The sequence below is a fragment of the Halobacillus sp. SY10 genome (genome assembly GCF_045401165.1).
Lineage (GTDB): Bacteria > Bacillota > Bacilli > Bacillales > Halobacillaceae > Halobacillus > Halobacillus aidingensis.
On the sequence record NZ_CP174345.1, the window covers coordinates 3,683,915 to 3,709,033 of the forward strand.

17 protein-coding genes are annotated in these 25,119 nt (G+C 41.1%); 10 read left to right on the forward strand and 7 right to left on the reverse strand.

What is annotated here, in order from left to right; genetic code table 11:
- Positions 1–103: 103 nt before the first annotated feature.
- Both ACJA3J_RS18665 and ACJA3J_RS18670 read right to left on the reverse strand, forming a co-directional pair.
- On the reverse strand, positions 104–853 hold the full coding sequence (locus ACJA3J_RS18665; protein WP_406944956.1) for a hypothetical protein: 750 nt from the start codon (positions 851–853) through the stop codon (positions 104–106).
- A gap of 74 nt (positions 854–927) precedes the next feature.
- Positions 928–3,762: an S-layer homology domain-containing protein gene (locus ACJA3J_RS18670; protein WP_406944957.1), complete on the reverse strand. Its 2,835-nt coding sequence runs from the start codon at positions 3,760–3,762 to the stop codon at positions 928–930.
- A gap of 524 nt (positions 3,763–4,286) precedes the next feature.
- Here ACJA3J_RS18670 and ACJA3J_RS18675 point away from each other — a divergent pair.
- Positions 4,287–5,696, forward strand: coding sequence for an MBOAT family O-acyltransferase (locus ACJA3J_RS18675; RefSeq protein ID WP_406944958.1), 1,410 nt, complete (start codon positions 4,287–4,289; stop codon positions 5,694–5,696).
- 16 nt (positions 5,697–5,712) lie between these two features.
- Entirely contained in the window at positions 5,713–6,918 is a 1,206-nt protein-coding gene (locus ACJA3J_RS18680; RefSeq protein WP_406944959.1) for a DHHW family protein, read from the forward strand.
- A gap of 65 nt (positions 6,919–6,983) precedes the next feature.
- Here the strand turns inward: ACJA3J_RS18680 and ACJA3J_RS18685 are convergent, their stop codons facing one another.
- Both ACJA3J_RS18685 and ACJA3J_RS18690 read right to left on the reverse strand, forming a co-directional pair.
- Positions 6,984–8,621 (reverse strand): S8 family peptidase, encoded by a 1,638-nt coding sequence (locus ACJA3J_RS18685; protein WP_406944960.1) that lies wholly within the window; start codon positions 8,619–8,621, stop codon positions 6,984–6,986.
- A 60-nt stretch (positions 8,622–8,681) separates the two neighbouring features.
- Entirely contained in the window at positions 8,682–10,088 is a 1,407-nt protein-coding gene (locus tag ACJA3J_RS18690; protein WP_406944961.1) for an N-acetylmuramoyl-L-alanine amidase, read from the reverse strand.
- Between the two features lie 322 nt (positions 10,089–10,410).
- On the opposite strand from ACJA3J_RS18690, the gene ACJA3J_RS18695 reads away from it, so the two are divergent.
- The 6 genes from ACJA3J_RS18695 to ACJA3J_RS18720 all read left to right on the forward strand — a co-directional run bounded on the left by ACJA3J_RS18695 (position 10,411) and on the right by ACJA3J_RS18720 (position 18,544).
- Positions 10,411–12,342 (forward strand): S-layer homology domain-containing protein, encoded by a 1,932-nt coding sequence (locus tag ACJA3J_RS18695; protein ID WP_406944962.1) that lies wholly within the window; start codon positions 10,411–10,413, stop codon positions 12,340–12,342.
- Between the two features lie 103 nt (positions 12,343–12,445).
- Positions 12,446–13,180, forward strand: coding sequence for a WecB/TagA/CpsF family glycosyltransferase (locus tag ACJA3J_RS18700; protein WP_406944963.1), 735 nt, complete (start codon positions 12,446–12,448; stop codon positions 13,178–13,180).
- Entirely contained in the window at positions 13,173–14,729 is a 1,557-nt protein-coding gene (locus ACJA3J_RS18705) for a polysaccharide biosynthesis C-terminal domain-containing protein (RefSeq protein ID WP_406944964.1), read from the forward strand. Before ACJA3J_RS18700 ends, ACJA3J_RS18705 begins: the two co-directional genes overlap by 8 nt.
- Positions 14,730–14,744: 15 nt before the next feature.
- Positions 14,745–16,319 carry a DUF5693 family protein gene (locus tag ACJA3J_RS18710; RefSeq protein WP_406944965.1) on the forward strand — a complete coding sequence of 525 codons (1,575 nt, stop codon included), beginning with the start codon at positions 14,745–14,747 and terminating at the stop codon, positions 16,317–16,319.
- 5 nt (positions 16,320–16,324) lie between these two features.
- The gene (csaB, locus tag ACJA3J_RS18715) at positions 16,325–17,413 is read left to right on the forward strand and encodes a polysaccharide pyruvyl transferase CsaB (RefSeq protein ID WP_406944966.1); all 1,089 of its coding nucleotides are present in this window, start codon (positions 16,325–16,327) and stop codon (positions 17,411–17,413) included.
- 60 nt (positions 17,414–17,473) lie between these two features.
- Complete coding sequence (locus ACJA3J_RS18720; RefSeq protein ID WP_406944967.1) at positions 17,474–18,544, forward strand: hypothetical protein; 1,071 nt, start codon at positions 17,474–17,476, stop codon at positions 18,542–18,544.
- Between the two features lie 47 nt (positions 18,545–18,591).
- Here ACJA3J_RS18720 and ACJA3J_RS18725 read toward each other — a convergent pair whose 3' ends face one another.
- Positions 18,592–19,305, reverse strand: a complete 714-nt coding sequence (locus tag ACJA3J_RS18725) for a WecB/TagA/CpsF family glycosyltransferase (RefSeq protein ID WP_406944968.1) — start codon at positions 19,303–19,305, stop codon at positions 18,592–18,594.
- A 16-nt stretch (positions 19,306–19,321) separates the two neighbouring features.
- Complete coding sequence (locus ACJA3J_RS18730; RefSeq protein ID WP_406944969.1) at positions 19,322–20,599, reverse strand: nucleotide sugar dehydrogenase; 1,278 nt, start codon at positions 20,597–20,599, stop codon at positions 19,322–19,324.
- 451 nt (positions 20,600–21,050) lie between these two features.
- Here ACJA3J_RS18730 and ACJA3J_RS18735 point away from each other — a divergent pair, with 451 nt between their 5' ends.
- Both ACJA3J_RS18735 and ACJA3J_RS18740 read left to right on the forward strand, forming a co-directional pair.
- On the forward strand, positions 21,051–22,490 hold the full coding sequence (locus ACJA3J_RS18735) for an O-antigen ligase family protein (protein ID WP_406944970.1): 1,440 nt from the start codon (positions 21,051–21,053) through the stop codon (positions 22,488–22,490).
- A gap of 127 nt (positions 22,491–22,617) precedes the next feature.
- On the forward strand, positions 22,618–23,634 hold the full coding sequence (locus tag ACJA3J_RS18740) for a GNAT family N-acetyltransferase (RefSeq protein WP_406944971.1): 1,017 nt from the start codon (positions 22,618–22,620) through the stop codon (positions 23,632–23,634).
- A gap of 43 nt (positions 23,635–23,677) precedes the next feature.
- On the opposite strand, the gene ACJA3J_RS18745 is transcribed toward ACJA3J_RS18740, so the two are convergent.
- The gene (locus ACJA3J_RS18745; protein WP_406944972.1) at positions 23,678–24,757 is read right to left on the reverse strand and encodes a glycosyltransferase family 4 protein; all 1,080 of its coding nucleotides are present in this window, start codon (positions 24,755–24,757) and stop codon (positions 23,678–23,680) included.
- Between the last annotated feature and the right edge of the window lie 362 nt (positions 24,758–25,119).

Sequence of the window (25,119 nt, forward strand, 5' to 3'; positions counted from 1 at the left end):
GAAAGGAATTTAGCCGTGGTTCCATATTCATAAAAAAGCAGTTCAGATAAGAAGACAAAATGATGATTCCACCTTGTCATCCTTAACTGAACTGCTTTCTTAGTCATTTTTCTGTAGGTTCAGAAGAGTGATGAAGTTTTTCGATCGACTGCTCTTCAAAAGTACTATCAACAATCCCCGCCTCTTCAATATCATTTTTCATAGTTACAATCCGTTTGTTGAGGTCAGATAATGTATTCACATCCGATAGATCTTCTAATAATAACCCTTCCATCACTTTCTCAGCTAACAAGTCATTATCAAATGCAATATCCAACTCTGAGAGTTGACTCATAAGAATTTCCTTATTGTCTTCTTTCTTTATTAAAGAGATTTTGTCATTCAATCTTGTGATTTGCTTATTTACCTGTTCTGTTATTTCACCCTCCGATGATCTCCTTAGTTTTTTTTCATCAAGACGTCCGGCGACCCATTTTCTCCCCAAAGCACCTATATTGATAAAATTCATCAGCTTCTTATTGATTAGGAAGTCTTCTAAAGTTTCCGATTGAGCTTTAGTTTCGTGCTTTTTTTGTTGCTTTCTAAGTTGCTTTTGAATTTTCCGTAACATGAATAGACCTTCTTCGTACTGATCAAGTTCTGTTATCAATGCGTTTACCATCGAACGAAATTCGTCCACATCTTCTTTATCCATCGGGGCTTTGTTTAGTAGAAAGTTGTATTGATTTTTCATAGATTGATAACGTATTTGAGAAGTGGTATAGGGGGTAGATGTGAACGTTACTTTTTTCATTTCAATCGGCTGAATGTGGACGGAAGCTCGTGTTCCTGTCTCTGTTGTCATGTTCATCATATAGATCAGCTCCTCCATTTATGTAAGAAAGAAGCCAACCAATTAAGGTTGGCTTCTTCAATATAGATTGTAGCTTAGAAGTTTGCAACGATAGAAGATATGGAAGTGTATCCACCATCAGGCTTATCGTTCAATACATTTTCAGCTACTTCCAATTGCTCAGCAGCAGTAAGTGCTTCATACTCTTCGATTTCAAGTGCTTCAAGAGCAGCGTCTGTAGCAGTAATAGAAATAGATGTAGCTTCATTAACATCCTCTAATAGATCAAGGTACCCATTCTCACTAGTGTTAGAGATTGCATCCGATAAATCACTAGAGATCACTGTAGAATCAGCGTAAGCAGGGTCTTGGTCTGCTACGGTAGCTAGGAACCATTCCGCAACTTCTAGGCGTTGGACACTTGTAAGGTTGTTATAAGTGTCGTTACCCAAGTTAACTAGAGCTGTTTCAAGCTCTTCTGCAGTTTCAGCATCGTTTACATCGTTAACGAGGACAAGCTCTGCTGTAGCAGCTTCCAGTGCTTTCGTTGCAGTCTCAATATCAGCTTCTACTTGTGTTTCAGCATCAAGAGCAGTCACGACATCCTGATAGTCTTGATCATCTTCTTCTCCACCTGCTGCTAGGTAAGCTTCCTGTGCAGCTTCAGCTTTAGCTACTGCTTCAGCCAAATCTACCATTGCTTTTGTGCTAGCTTCAAGTGTAGCAGTTGCTGTGTTAAGAGACTCAGTGGCAGCTGTGATATCAGAAGTACTGTCAACATCAACATCTTCTGCACTTTCAAGGGCAGTTACAACAGCTTTGTAGTCAGCATCATCTACGTCTCCACCTGCTGCCAGGTAAGCTTCTTGTGCTTCTGTAGCTTCATTTACAGCCTCTGCAAGAGCTTCTGTAGCTTCAACTAGAGCGTTAAAGTCATCCTGAATTGCTTTTACTTCTTCAAGTAGGACTTTTTCTGCATCTGTTGCAGTTGCATTGCCATCATCATCTTTTTCACCTGTCATTGGAACAAGTGCTTTAAGAGCGTCGATGTCAGCTTGAGTAGTTTCAGCATCTACAGTGAAGCCTTCAACAGCATTTTGAGCATTGACGAAGTCTACAGCATATTGAACATCTTCAAGTGTCACTGTGTCGATGTCATAAGAATTACCGTTTACTGTTACGGATCCTTCTAAAGCTGCTTGATAATCAGAAATATTATCTTCATCTACATTTTCAAAGTCAGCTGTTAATAGATTGAATAGTTCAACTTGTGTTTCTGCAGTCAATACTGGATCAACTACGTTTACATAGTTTTCAACTACTTCTACAGCTTCATCAAGACTGTCCTGAAGTCTTTCAACTTCAGTTTCGTCAGCTTCTTCATCAACTTTATAGTCCGCAGGCAGCTCATCAATAGCTGTTTGTGCAGTTTCCACTAGTTTTGTGAAATCTTCAGCATCAAAGTTTTCAACTTTTAATGAACCATCTTTAACGGATGCTTCTACAGCTTCCACAGCCATAACAGCATTTTCAGCGGCCGTTAAGTCACCTTCTAGTTCAGTATCAAGAATTTCTTTGTTGACAGTATCAATTACTTCTTGAATATCAGCAATTGATTCGAAAGGAACAAAGTTATTATCTTCATCAGTAGTTACTTCTGTAATTTTAGCAACGTACTCATCGATGTAATCTTCGTTCACGTTTTCAAAAGGCTTCACATCTAGAGCACGGAACGTTTCTAGTTCACCTTCTGCATCATTGACAGCTTCGATGATGCTGTCCAACTGATCTTGTACGTTAACAAGGCGAGCGTTCAATAGAACTTTTGCGTCAGAGTCAGAAAGCTCATCAACAAGCTCTTGAGCGTCAGCAAGATCTTCTTCTAGAAGGGACTCTTCAGCAGCTTCTACAGCTTCAGTAGCTTCAGCAATCGCAGCCGCTTCTGCTTCAAGTGCTGCAACAGTTTCTTCAGCAGCTACTAGAGTTTCAAGACCTTCGATTTCTGCATCTTCGTCGATTTCAAGAGCAACATCTACAAGAGCACGTGCAGCTTCTACTGCTTCTGCATCTTCAAGAGTCAATTCTTCTGGAAGGTTAGCGATAGCTTCCTCAGCAGCTTCTACAGCTGGAGTTAAAGCATCATAGCTTACTGTTACCGTGTACTCTTCACCATCAACTTCGAAAGTTACTTCGTTGTCGCCATTTACAAGAGCTTCTTCCAGCTCAACAGTAGTCGTTTCACCATTGCTCCAAGTAACCTCAAGTGTATTAGCATCTACTACAGTAGTGCTTTCGACTGTAAGTACTGGTTCTGGTTCTTCATTCTGCATAGCACGGTAAACCATTACAGCGAAGTCTTTACGAGTAACATCGTCTTTAGGCATGAATTTACCATTGTAACCTTCGATGATTCCGTTTTCAGCAGCGATCGCGATCGCTTCTTCAGCCCAGCTTCCATCTTCTACATCGGAGAAGGAATGATCAGTATCGCCTGTCAAGCCGTATGCACGGACGATAATTGCCGCGGCTTGTTCACGAGTCAGAAGATCACTAGGATTGAATTCGCCAGATCCGTCACCTTCAAAGATTGATGGAGATGTTGCACGTACAGCGTTATAGAACCAATCATCTTCGTCAACGTCAGAGAAGTCCTCTGTTCCACCAGGTGTAAGGCTTTGAGCTTTCATAAGGACTTCAGCTGCTGAAGCACGGATGATCTTTCCATCTGGATTGAATGTTCCGTCTCCAGGACCTTGAAGAACACCTTGGTCAGCTAGATGATGTACGGCTTCTGAGTAATATTGGCCATCTTCTACATCACTGAAAACATGGTCAGCGGATACAGCAACTGGTGCGACTGCAGATGCTACTACAGCAGTAGTTAGTGCAGTTGCATAAAATTTACGGTTAGACTTTGGTTGGTAAGACATAATGTTGTTCCTCCTATAAAAGGTATTATTCAACTGACTGGTTCCCCTTCCAATAAAAGGTTCACATGTCAGTAGATATACTTGATTCGTTTAACCCATTTATGCTTTTATGTACAAATCACAGGTGACTTATGAATCTATATGGTTACTAAATTGGATATAAATTCATTGTATGGGTTAAATTTACTCACTTACTAATCATACAAGATTTCAGTTTTATTTCAACAGATAGAATTATATTTTTTAGAAATTAATGATATCTGTGTCAAAATAAACCATTACTTGTTGTTATATCGACATATTTTCGTCAATATTGAATTTTTTACTGTATTTATTTAAAACTACATAATGAAATGCCTCTGTAATATTTCTGAATATACTCTATTCTATTAGTGATAAAAGGCTTATGCTTATAGACTTACACTATATCCTTCTGGTTAACAAATCCTTCAAACATCTACAAAAAGTGATAAAATAATAGGTGGCACCGTTGTGCCCTATTGCTTGTTTAAAGGTGGTCCACCATGGTCTTTAGTAATTTAGTCTTTCTTTTTTGTTTCTTACCTGCTGTCATACTTATTTACTTTCTATCACCTAGGGCCTTGAAAAATATCATTCTATTGATGGCGAGCTTATTCTTTTATGCCTGGGGTGAACCGATTTACATTTTGCTGATGCTGTTTTCCATCCATATGAATTACTTTTTGGGTCGTTGGCTTGGTCAATCTTCCAATAAGAAGCTTTTCCTTTCTATGGCCATCATCGGTAACCTTCTCATCTTGTTTTTTTTCAAGTACATAGACTTTCTGATTAGAAACGTAAACTATATATTCGACACATCCTATCAACCGTTGGAACTCCCGCTGCCGATTGGAATCTCTTTTTTCACGTTCCAGGCGATGAGTTATGTCATTGATGTGTACAGAAAAGAGGTAGCACCTCAAAAGAATCTGATTTCCTTGGCTCTGTATATCTCGTTTTTCCCACAGTTGGTTGCAGGCCCGATCGTCCGCTATCATTCCATCAATGATCAGCTTCAGAGTCGATTCGTCACACTTGAGAAGTTTTCCAATGGGGTAAGACGTTTCATCATCGGACTTGCCAAAAAGGTTCTGCTTGCCAATGCATTCGGAGAAGTGGCGGATGGAGTGTTTGCTACTCCAGCTGATGAGCTCAGTTTAGTCACGGCCTGGCTCGGCATTGCCGCCTACACGCTGCAAATTTATTTCGATTTCTCCGGTTACAGTGATATGGCCATCGGTTTAGGCAAGATGTTCGGTTTTGACTTCTTGGAGAATTTCAATTATCCATACATCGCTAGAAGTGCTACAGAATTTTGGAAACGATGGCACATTTCCTTAGGCTCCTGGTTCAGGGATTATCTTTATATTCCTCTAGGGGGAAATCGAGGTGGAAGGGCAAAGACGATCCGGAATCTATTAATTGTATGGTCGATCACCGGGTTTTGGCATGGGGCAAGTTGGACGTTTATGGCCTGGGGCTTCTATTATGGCGTGTTGATTACACTCGAACGCATCGGTCTTTCAAAAGTATTGGGAAGACTATGGAGACCTGTTCAACACGTTTATCTATTACTCATCGTCATGATTGGCTGGGTCTTCTTCCGTGCCGATGACTTTTCTTATTCTCTTTCTTATATTCAGCGAATGTTCGGCTGGCAGATTCATGGTTACCTGGACAGTCAAAGTTATATCTATTTGAACGACTATTGGTATATTTTCTTATGTGGCGCTCTATTCAGTCTGCCGGTGTTCCCTTACTTAAAGAAAAAGACCGCATCTGTTATGGAGACGAAACCTTTACAGTACGCCATACCTTTAATGTCTACAGCTTTTTATATGTTGTTGATGATTGGGGCGACGCTTCAGCTCGTCAATTCCACATACAACCCATTCATTTATTTCAGATTTTAGGGGGGGATGGAGAACAATGAAAAAAATCACGAATCTTTTAGTTGCCTTCGGTTTCCTTTCTATGATTTTCATAATTGCTATTTACGTGGTCATCACCCCGAATCGGGAAACGTCTTATATCGAAAACCGTTCTCTTGCTGCTCCGCCTCCCCTGGAAAAAGAGCAATTCATCAGCGGTGGGTTTATGGGTCAATTCGAGAACTTTTTTACTGATCAGTTCCCTCTTCGTGATGAGTGGTTAAAGGCCTACTTGCACCTTCAGTCGTCTTTAGGAAAAACCTTTCTGATGGGTTATTATGTTTCTGATAATGGGTGGATCACGACCGAACCTAAACACAGTTATCCTAAAAGCGAATTGAGTAAAGGAGCAGAAAAAGTAAGTGAGTTATATAAACGGTTAGAGGAAAAAGAGATTGATTTTTACTATGTGAATACGCCTCATAAGGTCAGTAACATGCAATTCCTGCTTCCCGAATACATTGAACGTGGCGCTTACGATCAAGTACGCAATCATTTCCTATCTTCATTGGATGAAGATATCCCTAAACTCGACATGATTGAGCAGTTCAATAAAACCTATACAGAAGCAGAAATGAAGAATCTTTTCTTCAAAACAGACCACCACTGGAATGCCAAAGGAGCCTTTAAAGGCTATCAGATGATTGTGAACTGGTTAGCTGAACAGCAGAACGAGGAACCTGCACGACCAGATGCGCTTCAGGTAGAGAGTTATGAGGAAAAGTGTTTACCGGACAAAGATTTTGTCGGCAGTTTCAACCGGCAATTATATTTAACGATTGATACCGTTGAGAATAAGTGTGCCTACACTCCAAAAGATCAACAATATAATGATTATGTAGTTGAAATTAACGGGAAAAAATCTGCTGTGGAAGACGTTTACGGACGCGCCTTTCATAGAGAGGAGGAAGAAGTGTATTACAGTACCCTCCATACAAGGGATTACCGTGAAATGAAAATTACAAATCCAGACTTAGAAAAGGATGGAGAGCGCATCCTGATTATTAAAGACTCGTATGCCAATGCTTTATCTTTTTTGCTTGCACAACAATTCTATGAAACTACTTATTATGACCCACGTCATAATCGTGACCGTTCCCTTCTAAACTATATCGATCAACATGATTTTGATCTTGTAGTGATGATGTACAATGACCCTTCCAGTGACGGTGCAATTTATGAGTATGCCGAACCTACAAATTGAGGTTCTCCAACCATGTGACGTTATAAGAAAAATGCCTTCCCAACATTAAATGGGAAGGCATTTTTTCACATTGCTCTCGCTAAAATTGCAGCAAGTTCAGAGCGGGTTATGTTCTTTTGAGGTCCGAAGGTTCCATCAGGAAAACCTGTGACGACCCCCGCTGTCGAAACAGCCGTGACCGCGTCATAGTAATAGACACCAGAGGAAACATCCGGGAACGAAACCTGGGTAGTGGACTCCAGATCATACACCCGGTCGATGATCACAGCAACTTCTCCTCTTGAGATTTTTTTCTTCGGTCCAAAGGTTCCGTCTGGAAGACCTTTGATGATTCCTCGTTCCACTGCTGATGCAATGTAGCCGGAGCCGAAGGACGCAGCATTTACGTCAGGAAAAGGAGTCGCTCGTTTTTCTCCATCCAATCCAATGCTTCTTCCAATCATTGTCACGACTTCTTCACGAGTGATCTCACCGAGAGGAGCGAACACCCCATCTTTAATTCCTTTAATAATTCCATCATTATATAATTCCTGAACATAGGAATAGTACCAGCTTTTCTCTGCAATATCATTAAACGGCTGAGACAGTGACTGCACTAAGCCATGTCCATAATCAAAGTCCTTTCCTTCCTCCCCAAGGTCAACGGCGTTTTCAATGAGAAGATCCTCCAAATCATTGATGTCTGTATGAGGGTAAGCCTGCTTTGTTAATGCCATAACTCCACTAACAAAAGGAGCAGCCATCGATGTGCCGTTCATACTGCGGTATCCATCGGGATGTTTTTCTGTCGTAATATAAGAACTGTAAATGCCTGTACCTGGAGCTACAAAATCAAGAGATGCGCCTCCATAAGAAAATAATGCCCTCATGTTTTTATCATCAATGGCTCCGACGCTGATGACACTTTCATAACGGGCAGGGTACATCACATCATCTAAGTATTCTCCGCTGCATAGGACTCCATTTCCAGAAGCTGCAACAACAGAGATTCCCGATTCTTCCGCTTGTTTCAGCGTATTTTTCATCCCCGTGGAAGGTTGACAGGAGGTCAGGCTCAAGTTGATGATGTCCACTTCCTGCGCAATCGCCCATTCTATGCCTGCAATGATCTCACTTTCCCAACCATCGCCTTGTTGGTCAAGAGCTTTGACTATGTACAGTTCAGCATCAGGAGCTACCCCAACGACTCCTACATCATTATTTTTAGCAGCAATCACTCCAGCCACGTGTGTACCGTGACCATTGTCATCTGCCCAGCTATCGGATCCATCGATAACGCTGATGCCTTTGACCACATCTAAATCAGGATGATCTTGAGCAATCCCGGTGTCGATGATTGCTACTTTTACTCCTTCCCCATCCAACCCCCATTCTCTCGATTGCAAGGCTTGCGTGGACTTGAATCCCCACGTTTCTTTTTGGCCACTTGTTTCTACTTTCTGATCCTTTTCAACCCACATAACATCAGAGTGAGACTGAATCCGCTCCAACTCTCCGCTGTCTAAAGTTGCTGAAACGGCCGGTATGTTTTCGTATGTATGGTGTACTTGAATGGATTCAAGGATTTCAGGATTAATCGTTTCCTCAAAACCAATGATGACCCGGTCCATTTTCTCGTCTTCCGCTGCAGAGACTTGTACTCCAAAAATAATAGAGAATAGAATGATAGAACTTAAAACCACTTTCCTGATTGCGCGTTTCATGCAATTCCCCTCCCTGATGATAAACAAATAGAAGCGAACAAAATGTCCGCTTCTATAACCTTATTCTTTCCAATTATAATAGTCAACAATTCCCATCGCAATGGCACGGGCTGCTGCTTCTCTATATTTGTCTGTTTTTAATTTTGAGGAATCTTCATCGTTTGTCAGGAAGCCGATTTCAGTAAGGACGGCAGGAAGAGGATTGTGTTTAACAACACGATATCCAACGTTTTTAACCCCTCGGTTGCCCATATCCATTTCTTTATAAAGACGTTCATTGATGAATGTAGCTAATTTAACACTCGCGTATTCACGATCAGACAAACCAGCGGCATAATAGAATGTCTCTACACCTGTAGCACTGCTGACGAACGCATTTGCATGGACACTCACAAAGGCATCCGCGTCATTCTTCGTCGCAATCGCTACTCGGCCGTCCAATGATGGATACCAATCCGTCTGTCTAGTCATCACTACATTGACTCCAGCATTTTCAATGTATTCTCTTGCTTTTAGACTGACATCAAGAACTACATTTTTTTCAATCAGACCATTGGCACTCGCACCAGGGTCATTCCCTCCGTGTCCAGGATCGATCGCTATTTTCCAATCTCCTTCAGGTTTGTCCAACAAATAATAAGAATGGACATATCCTTTCACATTGCCAGCCTGGATATATCTCCAATCTCCTTCTTCCTTATAAACAGAAACCGTTTCCCCCGTCATTAACTTGCCTACTACTTTATGTTTGGTTCCAGGACCTTGGCGCACGTTCAAGAAGTCGGCATCCACCACTTTTTCACTGAGTACTTCAAGCTTTTCTTCTTCAGGCCCTTCTTCTTCCTCTTCTTGAGATACTTTGAAGTCAGAATTCAATCCACGCGCAACGAACAAAGAGAATTCCGTCCGAGTAATGGTTTTCTCAGGCATGAAATAACCACCTGGTGTTCCTTCCGTGATCCCAGCTGTGGTCAGGAGGTTCACGGGCTGATAAACAGCACTTTCTTCATCCACATCATGATAGGAAACATCACCTGTTTCCTTCAATTTGAATGCATTCGAAATCAAGTAAGCCATTTCTCCACGAGTCATAATAGACTTCGGTTGATAGGTTCCGTCTGGGTAGCCCTTGATTACACCAGCTTCCACAGCAGACTGAATGAATCCTGAAGCAAATGACTCTTCGCTCACATCCGGGAATTTTGTATCTCTTTCCTTTCCATCTAAACCAAGTGCACGGCCGACCATCGTAGCCGCCTGCTCTCTTGTTACTTCATCTTTCCCATGGAAATTTCCATCTGGAAATCCTTTGATGATCGACTGGTCGGTCAAATAAGTGATTTCACTCTCGTACTCAGTAGGGATTCCTTCCACAGATGAAGCGAAAACTTTTATGTCATAAGTTGAACCAAGTATCACACTCAACAAACAAACACCTATAATTAAACTAGAAACTTTCTTAAACATTTTAGTCGTACTCCTTTTAGTTAATATCCCAGAAGCAAAAATCGACAGCAACCTGATGAATCCTCCTTCCTACCGACAACTAATCCATAATATGTAAGAGCAACCATCATCTAGTTGTTCATTATATCGGTATATACGACAAAATTTTTATCCTACGAAAAGACTAATTTACAAATTTTTATCATTTCATAGTTTTTCCGCACTATGATTTGGGTAAAGATTGAGTTTTTGCAAAATTAGGTAGAATGATAGCTATTCATCATCCTATGTTTCTGGTAGATTAATACATGAATCTACTATTCGACAGGGAGGAACAAATTACATGAAGAAATGGCTTATCATTTGCCTAAGCTTTGTCTTTTTTATCACCTTGACCATGCCTGTTTCAGCGGCTGCTGAGGATGACATTACAGGAACACTTTTTGAGGATGATATGAAAGCACTTATTGATGCAGGGATTATGGAGGGATATGGGGACGGTCGATACGGACCCGATGATAAAGTGACACGTGCACAATTCACAACGTTTATTGTCCGTGCACTTGACATCCAATACGGAGAAGAAGAAATCGCGGAAGTCGGTGCCTCGGAAAGTAATGACTATGGGGATGTTGATCCTGGTAAATGGTATTATCCTTATGTCCTTGCAGCAACAGAAGAAGGTCTCATCCAAGGTTACCCAAACGGGAATTTTGGACCAACCGATTACATAACACGTCAGGACATGGCCATGATTATTGTTAGTGCCGCAGAAATGAAAGGGGTCATCAGTGAGTCTGAGGCGTTGGATTTTGAAGATAGCAATGAAATCAAACCCTATGCTCTTGATGCTGTGAAACGGTTAAAGAATCTAGGAATCATTAACGGAAAAGAAATCGAAGGAAACATCTACTTCGCACCTTTTGATGAAACATCCCGAGGAGAAACCGCGGCTGTCATCAATCGTTTGTTGAAGGTTTTGAACCCACCGAAAGAACTGGATTACAGCGTCGCTACTTTGGACTTGGATAATGAACCTATCATACATAAAGATTTTGAAACGTATGAAGAAGCCGTTTCCTACGCCTCTGGAAACCAGGTGGTATTAAAGGGGAATAACATTGCCTGGATCAATGAAGGGCAGGGAACGACAAATGCTTTCACAATCCTTTACACGACAGAGGATATGAATTCAAGTGTCACTTATACAACAAGTGGTGTAGATGTTGAGCTGCTGGAAATACAACAGGATTATATTAAAATCCGCCTTGCAGATACGGAAGGATATGTCGCACCAGGCAAAATCAACTTGACGCCAGAACACATGGTTAAAGACCGCTCTTATTATGAAGTGAATGACGGCCTGCTTTACCACCGCTTATACAACGCGATTACGGATCGAACGTCGCGCTACTTGTACGGCCAGGCTGCAGACTTCATGGAAGAGGGCGCGAAATATTATAGCGAAAATGGAAACACGTTCTACCTTGAAGATGGCACGCTCGCAGGAGAAGCTTACCAGTATTTCAACCAAATGCCTCTTTATACGAAAACCAACTATACAGGAGAACAGCTGGATGAGTACCTGGCCCATATCTCTCCTGACAGTCCGTTAATTGGAACGGGCCATGCTTTTAAGAAAGCAGAAGAAGAATATGGAACAAATGCGTTATATTTACTGGCGCATGCCATTCATGAAAGCAATTGGGGTAAAAGCGCCATTGCAAGAGATAAGAATAACTTGTTCGGAATCGGAGCTAACGACGGGAATCCTTATGAAGATGCCTGGGAATATGAGAGCTATGAAGAAGGAATTCTTGAAGCTGCTGAAGCGTTCATCGTTCCTCGCTACTTTGAATCAAGCTCCTCTATTTATAACGGAGCACACCTTGGTAACAAGAGCACAGGTATGAACGTTAAATACGCTTCCGATGCCTACTGGGGACAAAAAATAGCTGGTCACATGTTCCGCGCTGATCGTTACTTGAGTCAACAATACGAACAAGAAGCTGAAAATGGAGCTTACGATCTTGCACAGACGATCACCTCTTACGTAAATGTCCGTTCCACACCTGAAGTTGGAGACAACAAACTCTATCAAATGCCTAAATTCGGAGTGAATTTCCAAATTCTCGACGAAGTTCAGGCACGTGGAACCTGGTACGAAGTGACGCCTGAAAATTTCGCTGACTATAATTATGACCAAACTTTCGTCTATAGTGATGGATATTCGTACTATGGTACGAGTCTCAAAAAATTACCTGTGGCTAAATGACGAATCATGTTAAAATGAGGGAGCAACAACTATATTGTTGCTCCTTTTTTGTGTTATATTATGGAGAGTAGGATTGTGTATATTAAAGGAGTCCCATCATAAAATGAATCACGTAAATATTTTAGGCGTTCCATTCTCAATTACCGATCAATCGATGTTGATCGACGATATAGAACACCATATCGAAAACAAAGAAAAGTCTTTCATCATTACGGCCAATCCTGAAATCGTGATGAGAGCAAACGACGACTGGGATTATATGAAAAACCTCCAACGTGCCACTTACATAACAGCGGATGGTATCGGAATCGTTAAAGCTTCCAGGATTCTCGGTCAGACGGTCCCTGAGCGTGTAACAGGTTATGACGTCATGATGGAGCTTTTACGAGTCTCAGATATGAAAAAGTACAAAATATACTTATTGGGTGCAGAACAAGATACCCTCCAAGCCGCTAAAACGAATATTCAATTGCTTTATCCTCATATTGAAGTTGTCGGATCTCATGACGGGTACTTCAATTGGAATGAAAATACGATTACAGAAGAAATAAAAAAAGTCCAACCTGACTTGATTTTTGTAGCGCTGGGTGCTCCTAAGCAGGAAAAGTGGATTGCTGAGCATATCGACCAATTCGACCATGGCGTTTTCATTTGTGTGGGAGGAAGTTTTGACGTTGTTGCGGGCAAGGTTAAACGTGCCCCCCTCAGTTGGCAGAACAAAAACCTGGAATGGTTGTATCGTCTTCTCAAACAGCCGAGCCGTTGGAGACGAATGCTCGCCCTACCCCGTTTCACTTATCATGTCATCAAACAAAAGGTGAGAAATCGCCATGAGTAAAAACACATTTATAAAAAGTACATTCATCCTTACCCTGGCTACCCTGCTTTCTAAAATGTTGGGTAGCTTGTTTCGTATTCCGCTTCAAAATATAGCCGGCGATGTCGTCCTTGGAATTTTCACTCTCGTTTACCCGGTGTATATGGTGACACTCATATTATCTGTCGCCGGAATTCCAATCGCCATCTCCAAGCTCATATCTGAGGCAAGAGTGGCTGGACAGGACGATGACATCCGAAAGATTTATAAAACCGCCAGTCTGCTTGGATTGCTGTTCGGTCTTGTAAGCTTTTCTGTGATCGCTGCTTTTTCCTCCCCCATCAGTGAGCTTCTGGGAGGAGAGGAATCGAGGGCAGCGCTTCTTCTTGTGTCTACGAGTCTGCTCGCTGCCCCTTATATGGCCGTTTACCGTGGTTACTTCCAAGGTTTCGACGATATGAATCCAACCGCATATTCACAAGTGATTGAACAGTTCGTCAGAGCAGGATTGATTATCCTCATCGCCTACATACTTATCGCACAGAATTTTTCAGATGAAAAGGTTGCGGGAGGCATAATGATTGGATCCGTCGCTGGTGTCCTCGCCTCTTTATTGTTTTTAAGGTTCTTATACGTTAAATCTCCACACAGGGTGAAGGCTTCTCAAGACCGGTACACCTTCGGCGATTTTATGGAATGGGCGAAGACGATTTTGGTCATTTCCTTTCCGATCGCTGTAGGAACGGTAACGATGGCTCTTTTGAATATTGTCGATTCTTTTACGGTACCGTTCGGTTTAGAAAAGTTGGGTGTGGAGCAATCGATCTCCTATGTATACGGCATTTATGGGCGGGGTCTTTCACTCGTGCAGATCGCCACGGTATTCGCTACTTCTGTCATCCTTCCGTTGGTTCCATTGCTGACAGCCAGAAAAAAGGAAAACGATGAGAGTGGCATGCGTTCAACTATTGAATTGACTCACCGACTTACCCACTTGATCTCATGGCCGGCAGCAGTTGGGCTTTTTGCTTTGGCTGTGCCTCTAAATATAGCCTTATTTACAAACGCAGAAGGAAGCCTCGTCATTGCGATTCTTGGAGTAAGCTCCATTTTCACTTCTCTGACGATCATAGGGACAGGTGTCTTACAAGGGATGGATTATGCGAAATCAGCCGCTTGGATCATCATTGCAGGCGTAGCTCTGAAGCTTGTTTTAAACCTCGTGTTCGTCCCTGTTCTTGGAATTGAAGGAGCGGGTTATACGACACTGATCGTCTATCTTGCTCTGACAATCTACAATACCACCTTCATTTACAAACGGATACGGTTCCGCATTTTCGAGCATACCCTATGGAAGATTATCGTGGCATCTTGTGTGATGGGAGGTGTCATCGGCTTCCCTACGTTAATCTTTCCCGTAGAAAATTGGTCTCGGATCGTTTCCTTCTTATATGTCCTTGGTTCCATCGTAGTCGGAGGACTGATTTATGTCCTTCTCCTATACTTCACAAAAGCGCTCGATCAGAAAACGTTGAAATCCATGCCTCTAGTTGGTAAGTGGTTTGTCTAAAATGGAGGGTTAAGTATGAAACAAAAAAAAGTCTTATGGATGGTCATGATTGGTCTACTCCTTCTATCCATCCCAAGCATTATCGAACGTTGGTCGATTGAATGGACACAAAATGAATATGAAATCATCCTTACCGATGAGAGGCTTGCTCAAATGATTGAAACTGAGAGCGAAGAAGAAATCATTGAGTCCCTTAGGGATGCTGGTCTGTCCGGCGTCCTTTTTTCCTCCCGCTCCCTTGATGAAAAACAGCCACTCATAGAAAAAGTAAGAGACGCGGACCTTGAGGTTATCCTGTCTTACTTTAATGATGGTTCATCGAAGAATCTTGAACAATGGCAGTCTATTAAGGATACATATGAAGGCGATGAGGACTATTTACATATCGCAAGTAAAAATATGCCGGGTTATCCAGATAAAAAACTAATGGATTTGTATGCTCAACTCTTGGAAGAAGGAAGCGATGGAATTTATCTGACAGAGTTCAAAACCTACCGTGGGGTGAGCTATTTTACTGAGCAACTGGACCATGACGTTGTGCGCCTACACGACCTCGGCTCTATGCACGGGAAACAAACTTTGGAGGAAAAGGTGGACCGTACCCTTCGTGCCGTTAAAGAAAGGAATCAACGATCCATCCTTATGACTTCAGAAGAGATGGCTTCCTTTGATTTCACCCTTGAGTATATCAAGCAAGTTAATGAAAATATGCCTTCCAAATTCTCATTAGGAGAAGCAAATGGAATTCCTTCTTTTGAGCCTTCTTTCTTTCAAATCCTAACCGCTTTGATTGCTGGGATCATCTATACATATCTAGCGCTCTCCTCCACTTTTGAAAGTAAGAAGTGGCAGTGGCTCACGGCTCTCCCTTTTTTGATTGCGCTCGGTTATATCGTCACTCAAAAACTGATCTTACTTCAAGGTTTCGCTTTGATCACCGCGATTGCTGCTCCGATTTTCGCTTTGAGAGCTACGGCATTTGGAACAAAAGAAATAAAATTTATAACCCTGATGTTTTTGAAGGCTTTAGGAATTATTTCTATAGGAATTCTTATCCTCATCAGCTTGTTGAACGGCTCGGTTTTCTTAGCAGGTATTGAACTGTTCAGAGGTGTCAAGCTGCTTTATATCGCTCCTTTAATATTCTTTACCATTGCAGCGGTATGGGGAATTTCTTTAAAAGCGGTCATTCGGGAAACAAAATGGTGGCACATCCTATTCATCGGTGTATTCGGTCTCTTCGCCCTCTATTATTTACTTCGAAGCGGGAACGGCAACTTAGTACCAGAATGGGAACTCGCTTTCAGAAACAAATTAGAGGAATGGCTCTATGCAAGACCACGAACAAAAGAATTTTTAATCGGTATTCCCGCTTATCTCCTCGGCTTATATGTGATGGCAGACCATCAAAAGATCGGAAAATTCCTGCTCATCCCTGGAGTCATAGGATTCATGTCCATCGTCAACACGTTCACACACTTTCATATCCCGTTGTATCTCTCCCTATTAAGAACAGGATACAGCATCGTATTCGGTTTTCTTATTGGCATGATCTGTATTAAAATCTACTCACTAGCTGTAAGGAAGTGATTGTTATGCATGTCGTATTATCCGGCTACTTCGGCTTTCACAATGCTGGAGACGAAGCCATTTTAGCTTCGATGATTAAACAACTAAGAAACGCTGATCCTGAAATCCGTATTACGGTCTTAACGAATGATGAGATTCACACAACAGCGACTTACGGTGTTGAATCCGTCAACCGTTGGAAGATCAATGATGTTGTCCGTATATTGAAAAAGGCTGACGGTCTGATCAGCGGAGGCGGAAGCCTTCTTCAAAACGCTACTGGTCCCCGGTCCATCATTTACTACACGGCCATCATGAATATGGCGCGCTTTCTAAGAAAACCGGTGTACATCTACGCTCAAGGAATGGGCCCCTTCCGCCAGTCTCTTCTGAAGAAATTGGTCACGTACACCTTGAACCGCGTTTCTAAAATTACCGTAAGAGACAAGGATTCCATGGACTTATTGCGGACGATAGGGGTGAAAAAGGAAATCAGCCTTGTTCCAGACCCTGTTCTAGGTCTGGAGCGTTCTGAAGAGCCGAGCTCCTGGATTGAGGAAAATCAGGTTAAATCGCCGATTATTTCTATTAGCGCGAGAGACTGGACTGGGAAGGAGAAATTCATTCCCAAGCTCGCACAGGCAGCCGATCAGCTTACTGAAGAGGGGTATTCCATTGTTTTTGTGCCGATGCATGGTGCTTCTGATTATGAATTCTCCAAAGAGATTACTGCTAATATGAAGCATAGAGCTTATGTATCACCAGCAGACTCTTCCATTGAGGAGAAGATGGCGATCATAACAGCCTCAGAATTATTGATCGGCATGCGCCTTCATGCCTTGATTTTCTCTGCTGTTTGCGAGACGCCTTTTGTACCGATTTCCTATGATCCAAAAATTGATTCACTTGCTCAGATTTATAACCGTCCCGTAGATTTTCATATTGAAGATGAGAATTGGGAGTGGAAGAAGCTCCATGAGGTTTCTATAAAAACTTTATCCAATCAACAGGTCCACCGGGATGAACTGAGGGATGTCAACCGAATTGCGAAAAGTGAAACGACTGGAACGGTTGCAGATATCATACAAACCTTTAAAAAAACAATCAAAAACTAAACCTTTATGATTTAGTTTTTGGTTCATTTTTTTGTTCACCTTACGATTGGAGGAATATGATTGAAGAAACTCATGATTGTCGTTTTGTCTTTCATGTTGATGATAAGCTTAGTCATATACATTTATTTTTTTCCTAACACGGAAGCTAAAATCAATCGATATATTAAACAAAAATACAATAAGGAAATTACTCTAGTAAAAGAAGAAGCCGGACATGCTGGGAATATGGGAGACGTAACACATATGGTCGCTTTCAAAGATCAACCCGAATTCGTATTCGGTGTTCATGTTGATGGAGGGTTATTCACCAAAAGGTTTGAAGTTGTAGGCGATGAACTTGAACTGGGGAAGGCAGCTTTTCAACAATACAAGCAACTAAAAAGTTACCTTCCCGAATTCGAAAGAGTCGGATTCACGAAATCTGATGAAAGAAACCTTGTGAGTTATGATGTCATTAAAGATCAAACGGAATTTACTCTAAATATGAAAAGCATAAAGAAAATAGAGAATTTCAATAGTGAACAGGAATGGATTGATCAATACTATCAGCTTTTAGAACTTGTTCAGAAGACTCCTTTAGATTTGAATGACATATGGATTGAAGTACCGACTAATCATGAGAAAGGCTACCTAACCTTTTACGATTTAAAACCTGAAAACAAAGAGGAATTCGCTCAACATTTCAAAGAAAACGAAAGTGATTACTTTGATTATTTCTTAGATCGCAGATATCAAGGATTATTCCAATCTCTGGAAAAAACCTATTTTCATTTTGCCGGCAACCCTCACGGCCCGTTTTCCGATACCTTAGGAGTCCGGTGTGATGCTTATGACGAAAACAATCGATGTGAAGACTTGACCTTTTATGTGGAATTTAGACCAGTTAAAGAAGAAATGGAATTGAAATCGTTTGACGATTACAATGAATTAATGTCAAATCCCGATCAAAAAGAGCCTGATTTGGAACCATTCATTGATGTGGTCCAAGTTATTTTAAAAGAGTTGAGGGAAAATACTGAAGGCAAGGTCTCTCTTCGTGTAGATGCGTGGCCATTAGGAAGCTTTAGTTTTGATGAAAACGTGCCGGCTTCTGAAGAAGGAATTAAGAAAGCCATACAAGAAGACCTATAGAATATAAGAAATCCCAGAGTAACGGTTACTCTGGGATTTTCTGTGATTTATCTTTTATCTTTCCATACTTTAAAAAGAAAGCTTGGCAGTTTGATCTGGCGTTTTATTCGCCAAGGTTCCGTCACAAGACGATATAACCATTCCAAACCAAAGCGTTGAAAAATGTCTGGAGCTCTTTTCACTCGTCCTGAAATGACATCGAAAGATCCTCCGACTCCTTGAAAAATCTTCACATTCAAGTCTTTCATATGGTCCAAAATCCAGTACTCCTGTTTAGGACTACCTAGTGCAACGAACAGAATATCCGGTTGAGTTTCATTGATGGTTTGTATGATCCGATTCTCATCTTTCTCATATCCATCGATCACACCAGCAATTTTCAAATTCGGATATTTCTCCTTCAAGCTATCCTTCGCTTTATCCGCTACCCCTGGTTTAGCCCCATAAAGAAAGACGGATTTATCATGGTCAGCGGCTTGTTCACAAAGCGTGAGGAGCATATCGATCCCTGTCACTCTTTGCGATATGTTTCCGCGGTTTAATTTAGAAGCCAACAATACTCCAACACCATCAGGGATCTGGTAAGTAGCTTTATTCAACAAACGCATCAGATCCGCATCCTTTTGCGCTTGTAGTATTTTTTCTGGATTAATCGCTACAATAAAGGATTGTTTATTCTGATCGATATCAGTGATTATGTTTTGCTTGAGCTGCTCGTAAGAATAACTGCTCACGTCAACTCCTAAAAACTGTTCCTTCATGTTTTCACCTAGACCCCTATCCGTTTTTTGAATCTCCTAAGCGTTTCGAGATGAAACCAGCTTGTTTCCACTCATCTAACGATAGCGCATTTTTCGTATCAAAAACAAGCTTATTTTTCATTTTACCTTTAATATATTCAGGGTCAAGGGCCTTGAATTCATCGTGATCTGTCAAGATGACTAGAATATCCGCGCCATCAAGGGCTTCGTCCATATCTTGTGTCTGATTGGAAGCGACATTTTCTTTAATGTGCGGATCGTAAGTGGTGAAACTGATTCCTTTTTCAACCAATTCCAATATCACTTTCAATGATGGACTTTCACGCTGGTCATCGATATTTGCTTTGAAGGAAAGACCGAACAACGCTACCTTAGGGTCGTGGATGAACTGTTCTTTAGCAATCTTCACGATCTGCTCCGCTGTGTACACAGGCATGTGATCATTCGTATTCCGAGAGAGTTGAATGATCTTGGAAAGGTCGGGTTCGATTTCTGCTAAGAACCATGGATCAACGGCTATACAATGACCTCCGACTCCTGGACCTGGAGTGTGTATATTGACACGAGGGTGATAGTTGGCCAATTTGATGGCCTCCCATGAATTCACGCCAATCTTATCACTGATCAAAGCGAGTTCATTGGCAAATGCAATATTGACGTCACGGTAAGTATTTTCGATTACCTTTGCCATTTCAGCTGTCGTCGCATCGGTTAAATGAATGTTCCCCTTCACAAACGATTGATACAACTCTTTTGTCATGGTCGATGACTTTTCATTGATTCCTCCGACGATTCGGTCATTGTCCACCAATTCTTGGAACACTTTCCCAGGGATGACACGTTCAGGAGAGTGTGAAACAAACAACTCTTCCCCTATTTTCAAGCCTGTTCCCTCTAGGACAGGGAGCATGACGTCCTCGACCGTACGCGGGGGTACCGTAGATTCTAAAATGACCAGATTCCCTTCCCGAACGTAAGGAACGATGGCTTCTGTCGCTTTGCGCACATAATCCAAGTTCGCCGTTTTATCTTCACGAATCGGAGAAGGTACTGCGATTACAAACACGTCTGCTTCTTCAGGCTCCATAGCAGCCTTGAAGTTGCCGGCATCGACAGCCTCTTCTAAACGTTCTTGTAAACCATTCTCTTCGATGTGCAGTTGTTTTGCATTGATCATTTCCACGGCCTTACGGTTGACATCAACTCCGTGGACTTTATGACCGTGTATAGCAAACATAACGGACGTAGGAAGACCGATATATCCGAGACCTACGACACATAATGACTTCTTCATTCAAATAACTCCCTTTCTTCCAATCACAAACATGGCTAGTGATGCATCTTAGTTGATATTGAACTGCTTTTGCTTAACAAAGTCTTCTCTATGTTCTAAAAATCATCTTTTATAATAGGATGATTCCTCTTCATTAAGGAATATAATCGTCTTTTTATTAATGATCTTTTCGTATTTCTTAGCTCCTTTATAACATTCGACAAAATTCAACTTTTATGACGTTCGTTATCCAGGACTTGAGACCATTTCCTATTCTACCTTATAACCTGTGCTTTCTGCTATTTTGATCATTCATTCACATATACAATTATACGTCTTGCCCGCACTATTGTTCAACAAAATAATACCTCTTCCCTAACTTTCGTACATTATTTATCACTCATAGACAGTGGAATGAGAATGGTTTATACTTCAATATGTATTCAGGACATTCCATATAGAGGTGTGACTTATGCCAAAATTATTCAAAAAAGAGCTGTTGGAAAAGCTCTTATTATATTTCATTGTTTTACAACCGATTCTTGATATTCTTACATATTTTTCTTTACGTGCTTTAGACACAAGCTTGACGATCGGAATTGTCGTCCGTGTCCTTTTCATGGGATTGTCTTTATGGTTCATCTTCTTCGGCAACTCCAGCAAATTGAAAAAGTATGTCTTGTGGTATTTAATCGCTATTGCAGTCGTATTCGGAATCGGGTTGGTTTACAACTTCTTTGCTAAACCTATCTTTAACCCGTTCCTTGAACTACAGTTCATTGCTAAGACTGTCTATTTCCATGTCATGCTCGGTTCTTACTTACTATTGTTCACTTCCATTGATAAGGTATCAGAAAAAAGAATGCAAATACTTAAATACACATCTATTGCTATGCTCATCATTTCGATTTCTATGTTCATTGCCATTCTAACTGGTACATCATCTGAAACTTATGAATGGAACAAATTCGGAATGAAAGGTTGGTTCCACTCCGGAAACGAACTCGGTTCAATCGTTGCTGTATGTTTTCCACTCATTTACCTATATGCTCTATTGAAGATGGAGGAAGCAAAGAAAATATACTATTTCATCCCAGTCGTATTGCTTGCTTCTGTAGCCATTCTTATTGGAACAAAAGTCGGTTACTTTGCGGTCTTACTTGCAGCTGTTATTGTATTTGTCACTTATGTCATCTATTGGATCATTCAAAAGAGAAAGAAAGTCCAAGATCCATTGCTCCGATTGCGACTGATCTTTTCATTTGTTTTCTTGATTGCTCTACTTGCCGTCACTCCGTTTTCCCCTACGTTTACAAACGTGTCAGGGGACATGGGGGCCATTGAAGAGCAGCAAAAAGAGCAACAAGAAAAAAATCAGGAGGACTCTGAAAGTGAGTTCGGTTCTGAAGACCCTTCAGCCGAGGAAGAACCTTCTAAGGAAGAAGAAACTCAACTCATGGACTCTCCGATTCTGGTCATCATCCTGAGTGCCCGGAATTTGTATTTTACGGAAATGTACAATTATTACGTAGAAGCTGATCCTGTTCAGAAAATGTTCGGGATGGGTTATGCTGGAAACTATGAATCACCTGAAGATCGTAAATTGATTGAGATGGACTTTTTTGATTTATTCTTTTCCTATGGAATACTGGGAATTATCTTGATTCTTCTTCCATTCCTTACAATTATTGGACTTTTCTTGAAATTGTTGTTCCAAACTCCAGGTACTCTCTTACATCCATTGAACATGCTGATTTTATTATCGATTGGATTCGGTACAGGGATTGCGTTCTTGGCGGGTCACGTTTTATATGCTCCAGCGGTCAGCATATACCTGGCCATCAGTATTGTTCTATTGATTATCAACATGCTAAAAATGAACAAAGACGTAAAAGAAGCAAAGACCAGTTAATCTGAACAAAAAGGACATGGACACTCTCGATGAGGCCATGTCCTTTTCACATGGTTAAGAATCAGCATACCACTTGAACTTTTGATATACTCTAAAAGTATTTCCATATTTGAAAGGAACGAATTCTATGTCCGTAAGAAGATACCAAAAAGGGGACGAAACGCAAATTCAGTCCTTATTCACAAAAACATTCAATCATGAAAGGCCTCTATCTGAATGGGAATGGAAATTTAAAGACAACCCGAAACAAGAAAAGCCTTTTATCCTTGTATATGAAGAGAACGATCAAATCCTAGGTCATATCAGTTTGTGGCTTACGGAGGCTTTTTTCCATGGGAAAAGAGCAACGATAGGGTTACGTGTCGATACGATGGTCGATCCATCTGCCCGGGGGAAAGGAATTTACCGAAAGTTAAATGAGGTACTATTAGAAGAAGCTGAGGCAGAAAGCGTCGATTTTATATACGGCTTTCCTGCACCGAAAGCTAAAGAACTGTTCATCCGGTACACAAATGCGACCCATATGACCGATATGCCCAGATGGGTTTCTATCCAGAAGCCGTTTTCCTTATTAGCAAGCAGGTTTTCTGCTTTCCGATTGTTCAAACCCTTGGATAAAATTGTGGGCTTAATTAAGAATAAACCCTCCTCAGACCATCGTTACCATATGAAAAAAATTTCTAAATGCGATCAAACCTTTGATGATCTTGCGAATGAAACCCGCCACCTGTCAGAAGCCTTAATCATTCGAGATGCCGCCTATTTAAATTGGAGATATCTTGATCATCCAACAAATTATTATGAACTGCACGCCTTATATAAAAATGAAAAATTATGCGGGTATGCGGTTACCAAAGAGCAAAAGAACTCTTTTCGAAATGGACTGCTGATCGATTGGCTGGCTGTGGATGAGGAGGCATGGAATGCTCTATTAATTGAAGTGGTTCAAATACTAGGGGAATCCGATATGATCCAAAGCTGGGCACTGCCACACACACACGCAGCAAAAGCAATGAAGGCTCACGGTTTTGTTCACAAAGACAGCCCCATGCCATTGGTCGGAAAAGAAATTGCAGAAGGCACGACACAAATGAATGATTCAAACATGTGGTTTATTACACCAGGCGACGTGGATTCTTTTTAATCATAAAAAATGCTTGCTGATTATGAAAATCAGCAAGCATCTTTTATGATTCGTCTTTCTTTTTTTGACCTTTTGAAAAAAGATCGATTACCGGTCTCTTTCCCCTATAGACAACACCCGTCATTTCAGCAAACAGATGAAGAAGGAAAAGAAGTACAAATGTAATAATCAGTGACACACCGAAAGAAGTCAGGGAGAACAGCAATGCCAAAAACCCAAACAACGCACTGAACCCATAAATGATCAAAACGGTTGTACGATGACTGAAACCTGCCGCTAGAATTTGGTAATGAATGTGCTTATTGTCCGGCATCATGATTTTTTGCTTATTTATAATTCGTCTTAAAATAGAGAATAATGTATCAAACACTGGAATAGCTAAAACAATAATTGGAATGATGAAACTGAATAGGGTCACGTTTTTGAACAAACCGACCATGGATATGACCGCCATAGAATAACCTAAAAACAGTGATCCGGTATCCCCCATATATATTTTTGCTGGGTAAAAGTTATGAAACAAGAACCCGATGTTACTCCCTATTAACACCACACATAAATACACGATGGCTACTTGGGGTTCAATTGCTAGTGCCATAACAGCAATACTTATGAGAGAAATTGTTGATACTCCAGCTGCTAAACCATCCAACCCATCAATTAAATTAATCGCATTCGTTATCCCAATGATCCACAAGAATGTAAAGATGATACTAACTGGTTCGTTCAAACTCACCATACCAACAAACGGAATGCTCATCACATCTATTTTCAACCCGGAGAAAATTAAGACGGCCGCTGCTAATACTTGACCCCCTAGCTTCATAATCGGACGGATTTGGAAACGATCATCCAGAAGACCCGTCACGACAATAATGGTGGCCCCAATACAAATAGGGATAATATAGGGAAGTTCTGGACGAATAAACAAAATGCCAGCTGTCGCACCTCCGAATATAGCTAATCCACCCATACGCGGAGTGATTTCCTTATGAATTTTCCTTAATTCAGGGTAGTCCATCATTTTCCATTTCACTGCAAGCTTCATGACTGGAAAGACAAGCAAATAGCTGACAGCCATTGATAGAATAATCGCAATTGTCATTTCTAAGTAGATGTTCATATGAATCCTCGCTAACTTCTCATTTTTGCGTGATTAAGGCGATTACATTATATCATATAGATGCAAACGTGTTATCACATTTTCAGACTTATATTTAACGCAAAAACACCCGCAAACAAATGGTTTACGGATGCCCGATCTATTGTTGTAATTGTTCAATTATATGATCAATGACTTCTTTGGATGATAGCAGTTCTGAGTTCTCGGTTTTCTGAATGATATTTTGCAACACTTCTTGTAAGTTTTCCATGCTACCCACCTTTTCTTTAAAAATTCTATTATTCTTCTATTTACCTAAGTGTTCGTTCTTAAACAACTTTTTCTGACGGCATCTTATGTATCTAGTCAATTAGACGACATAA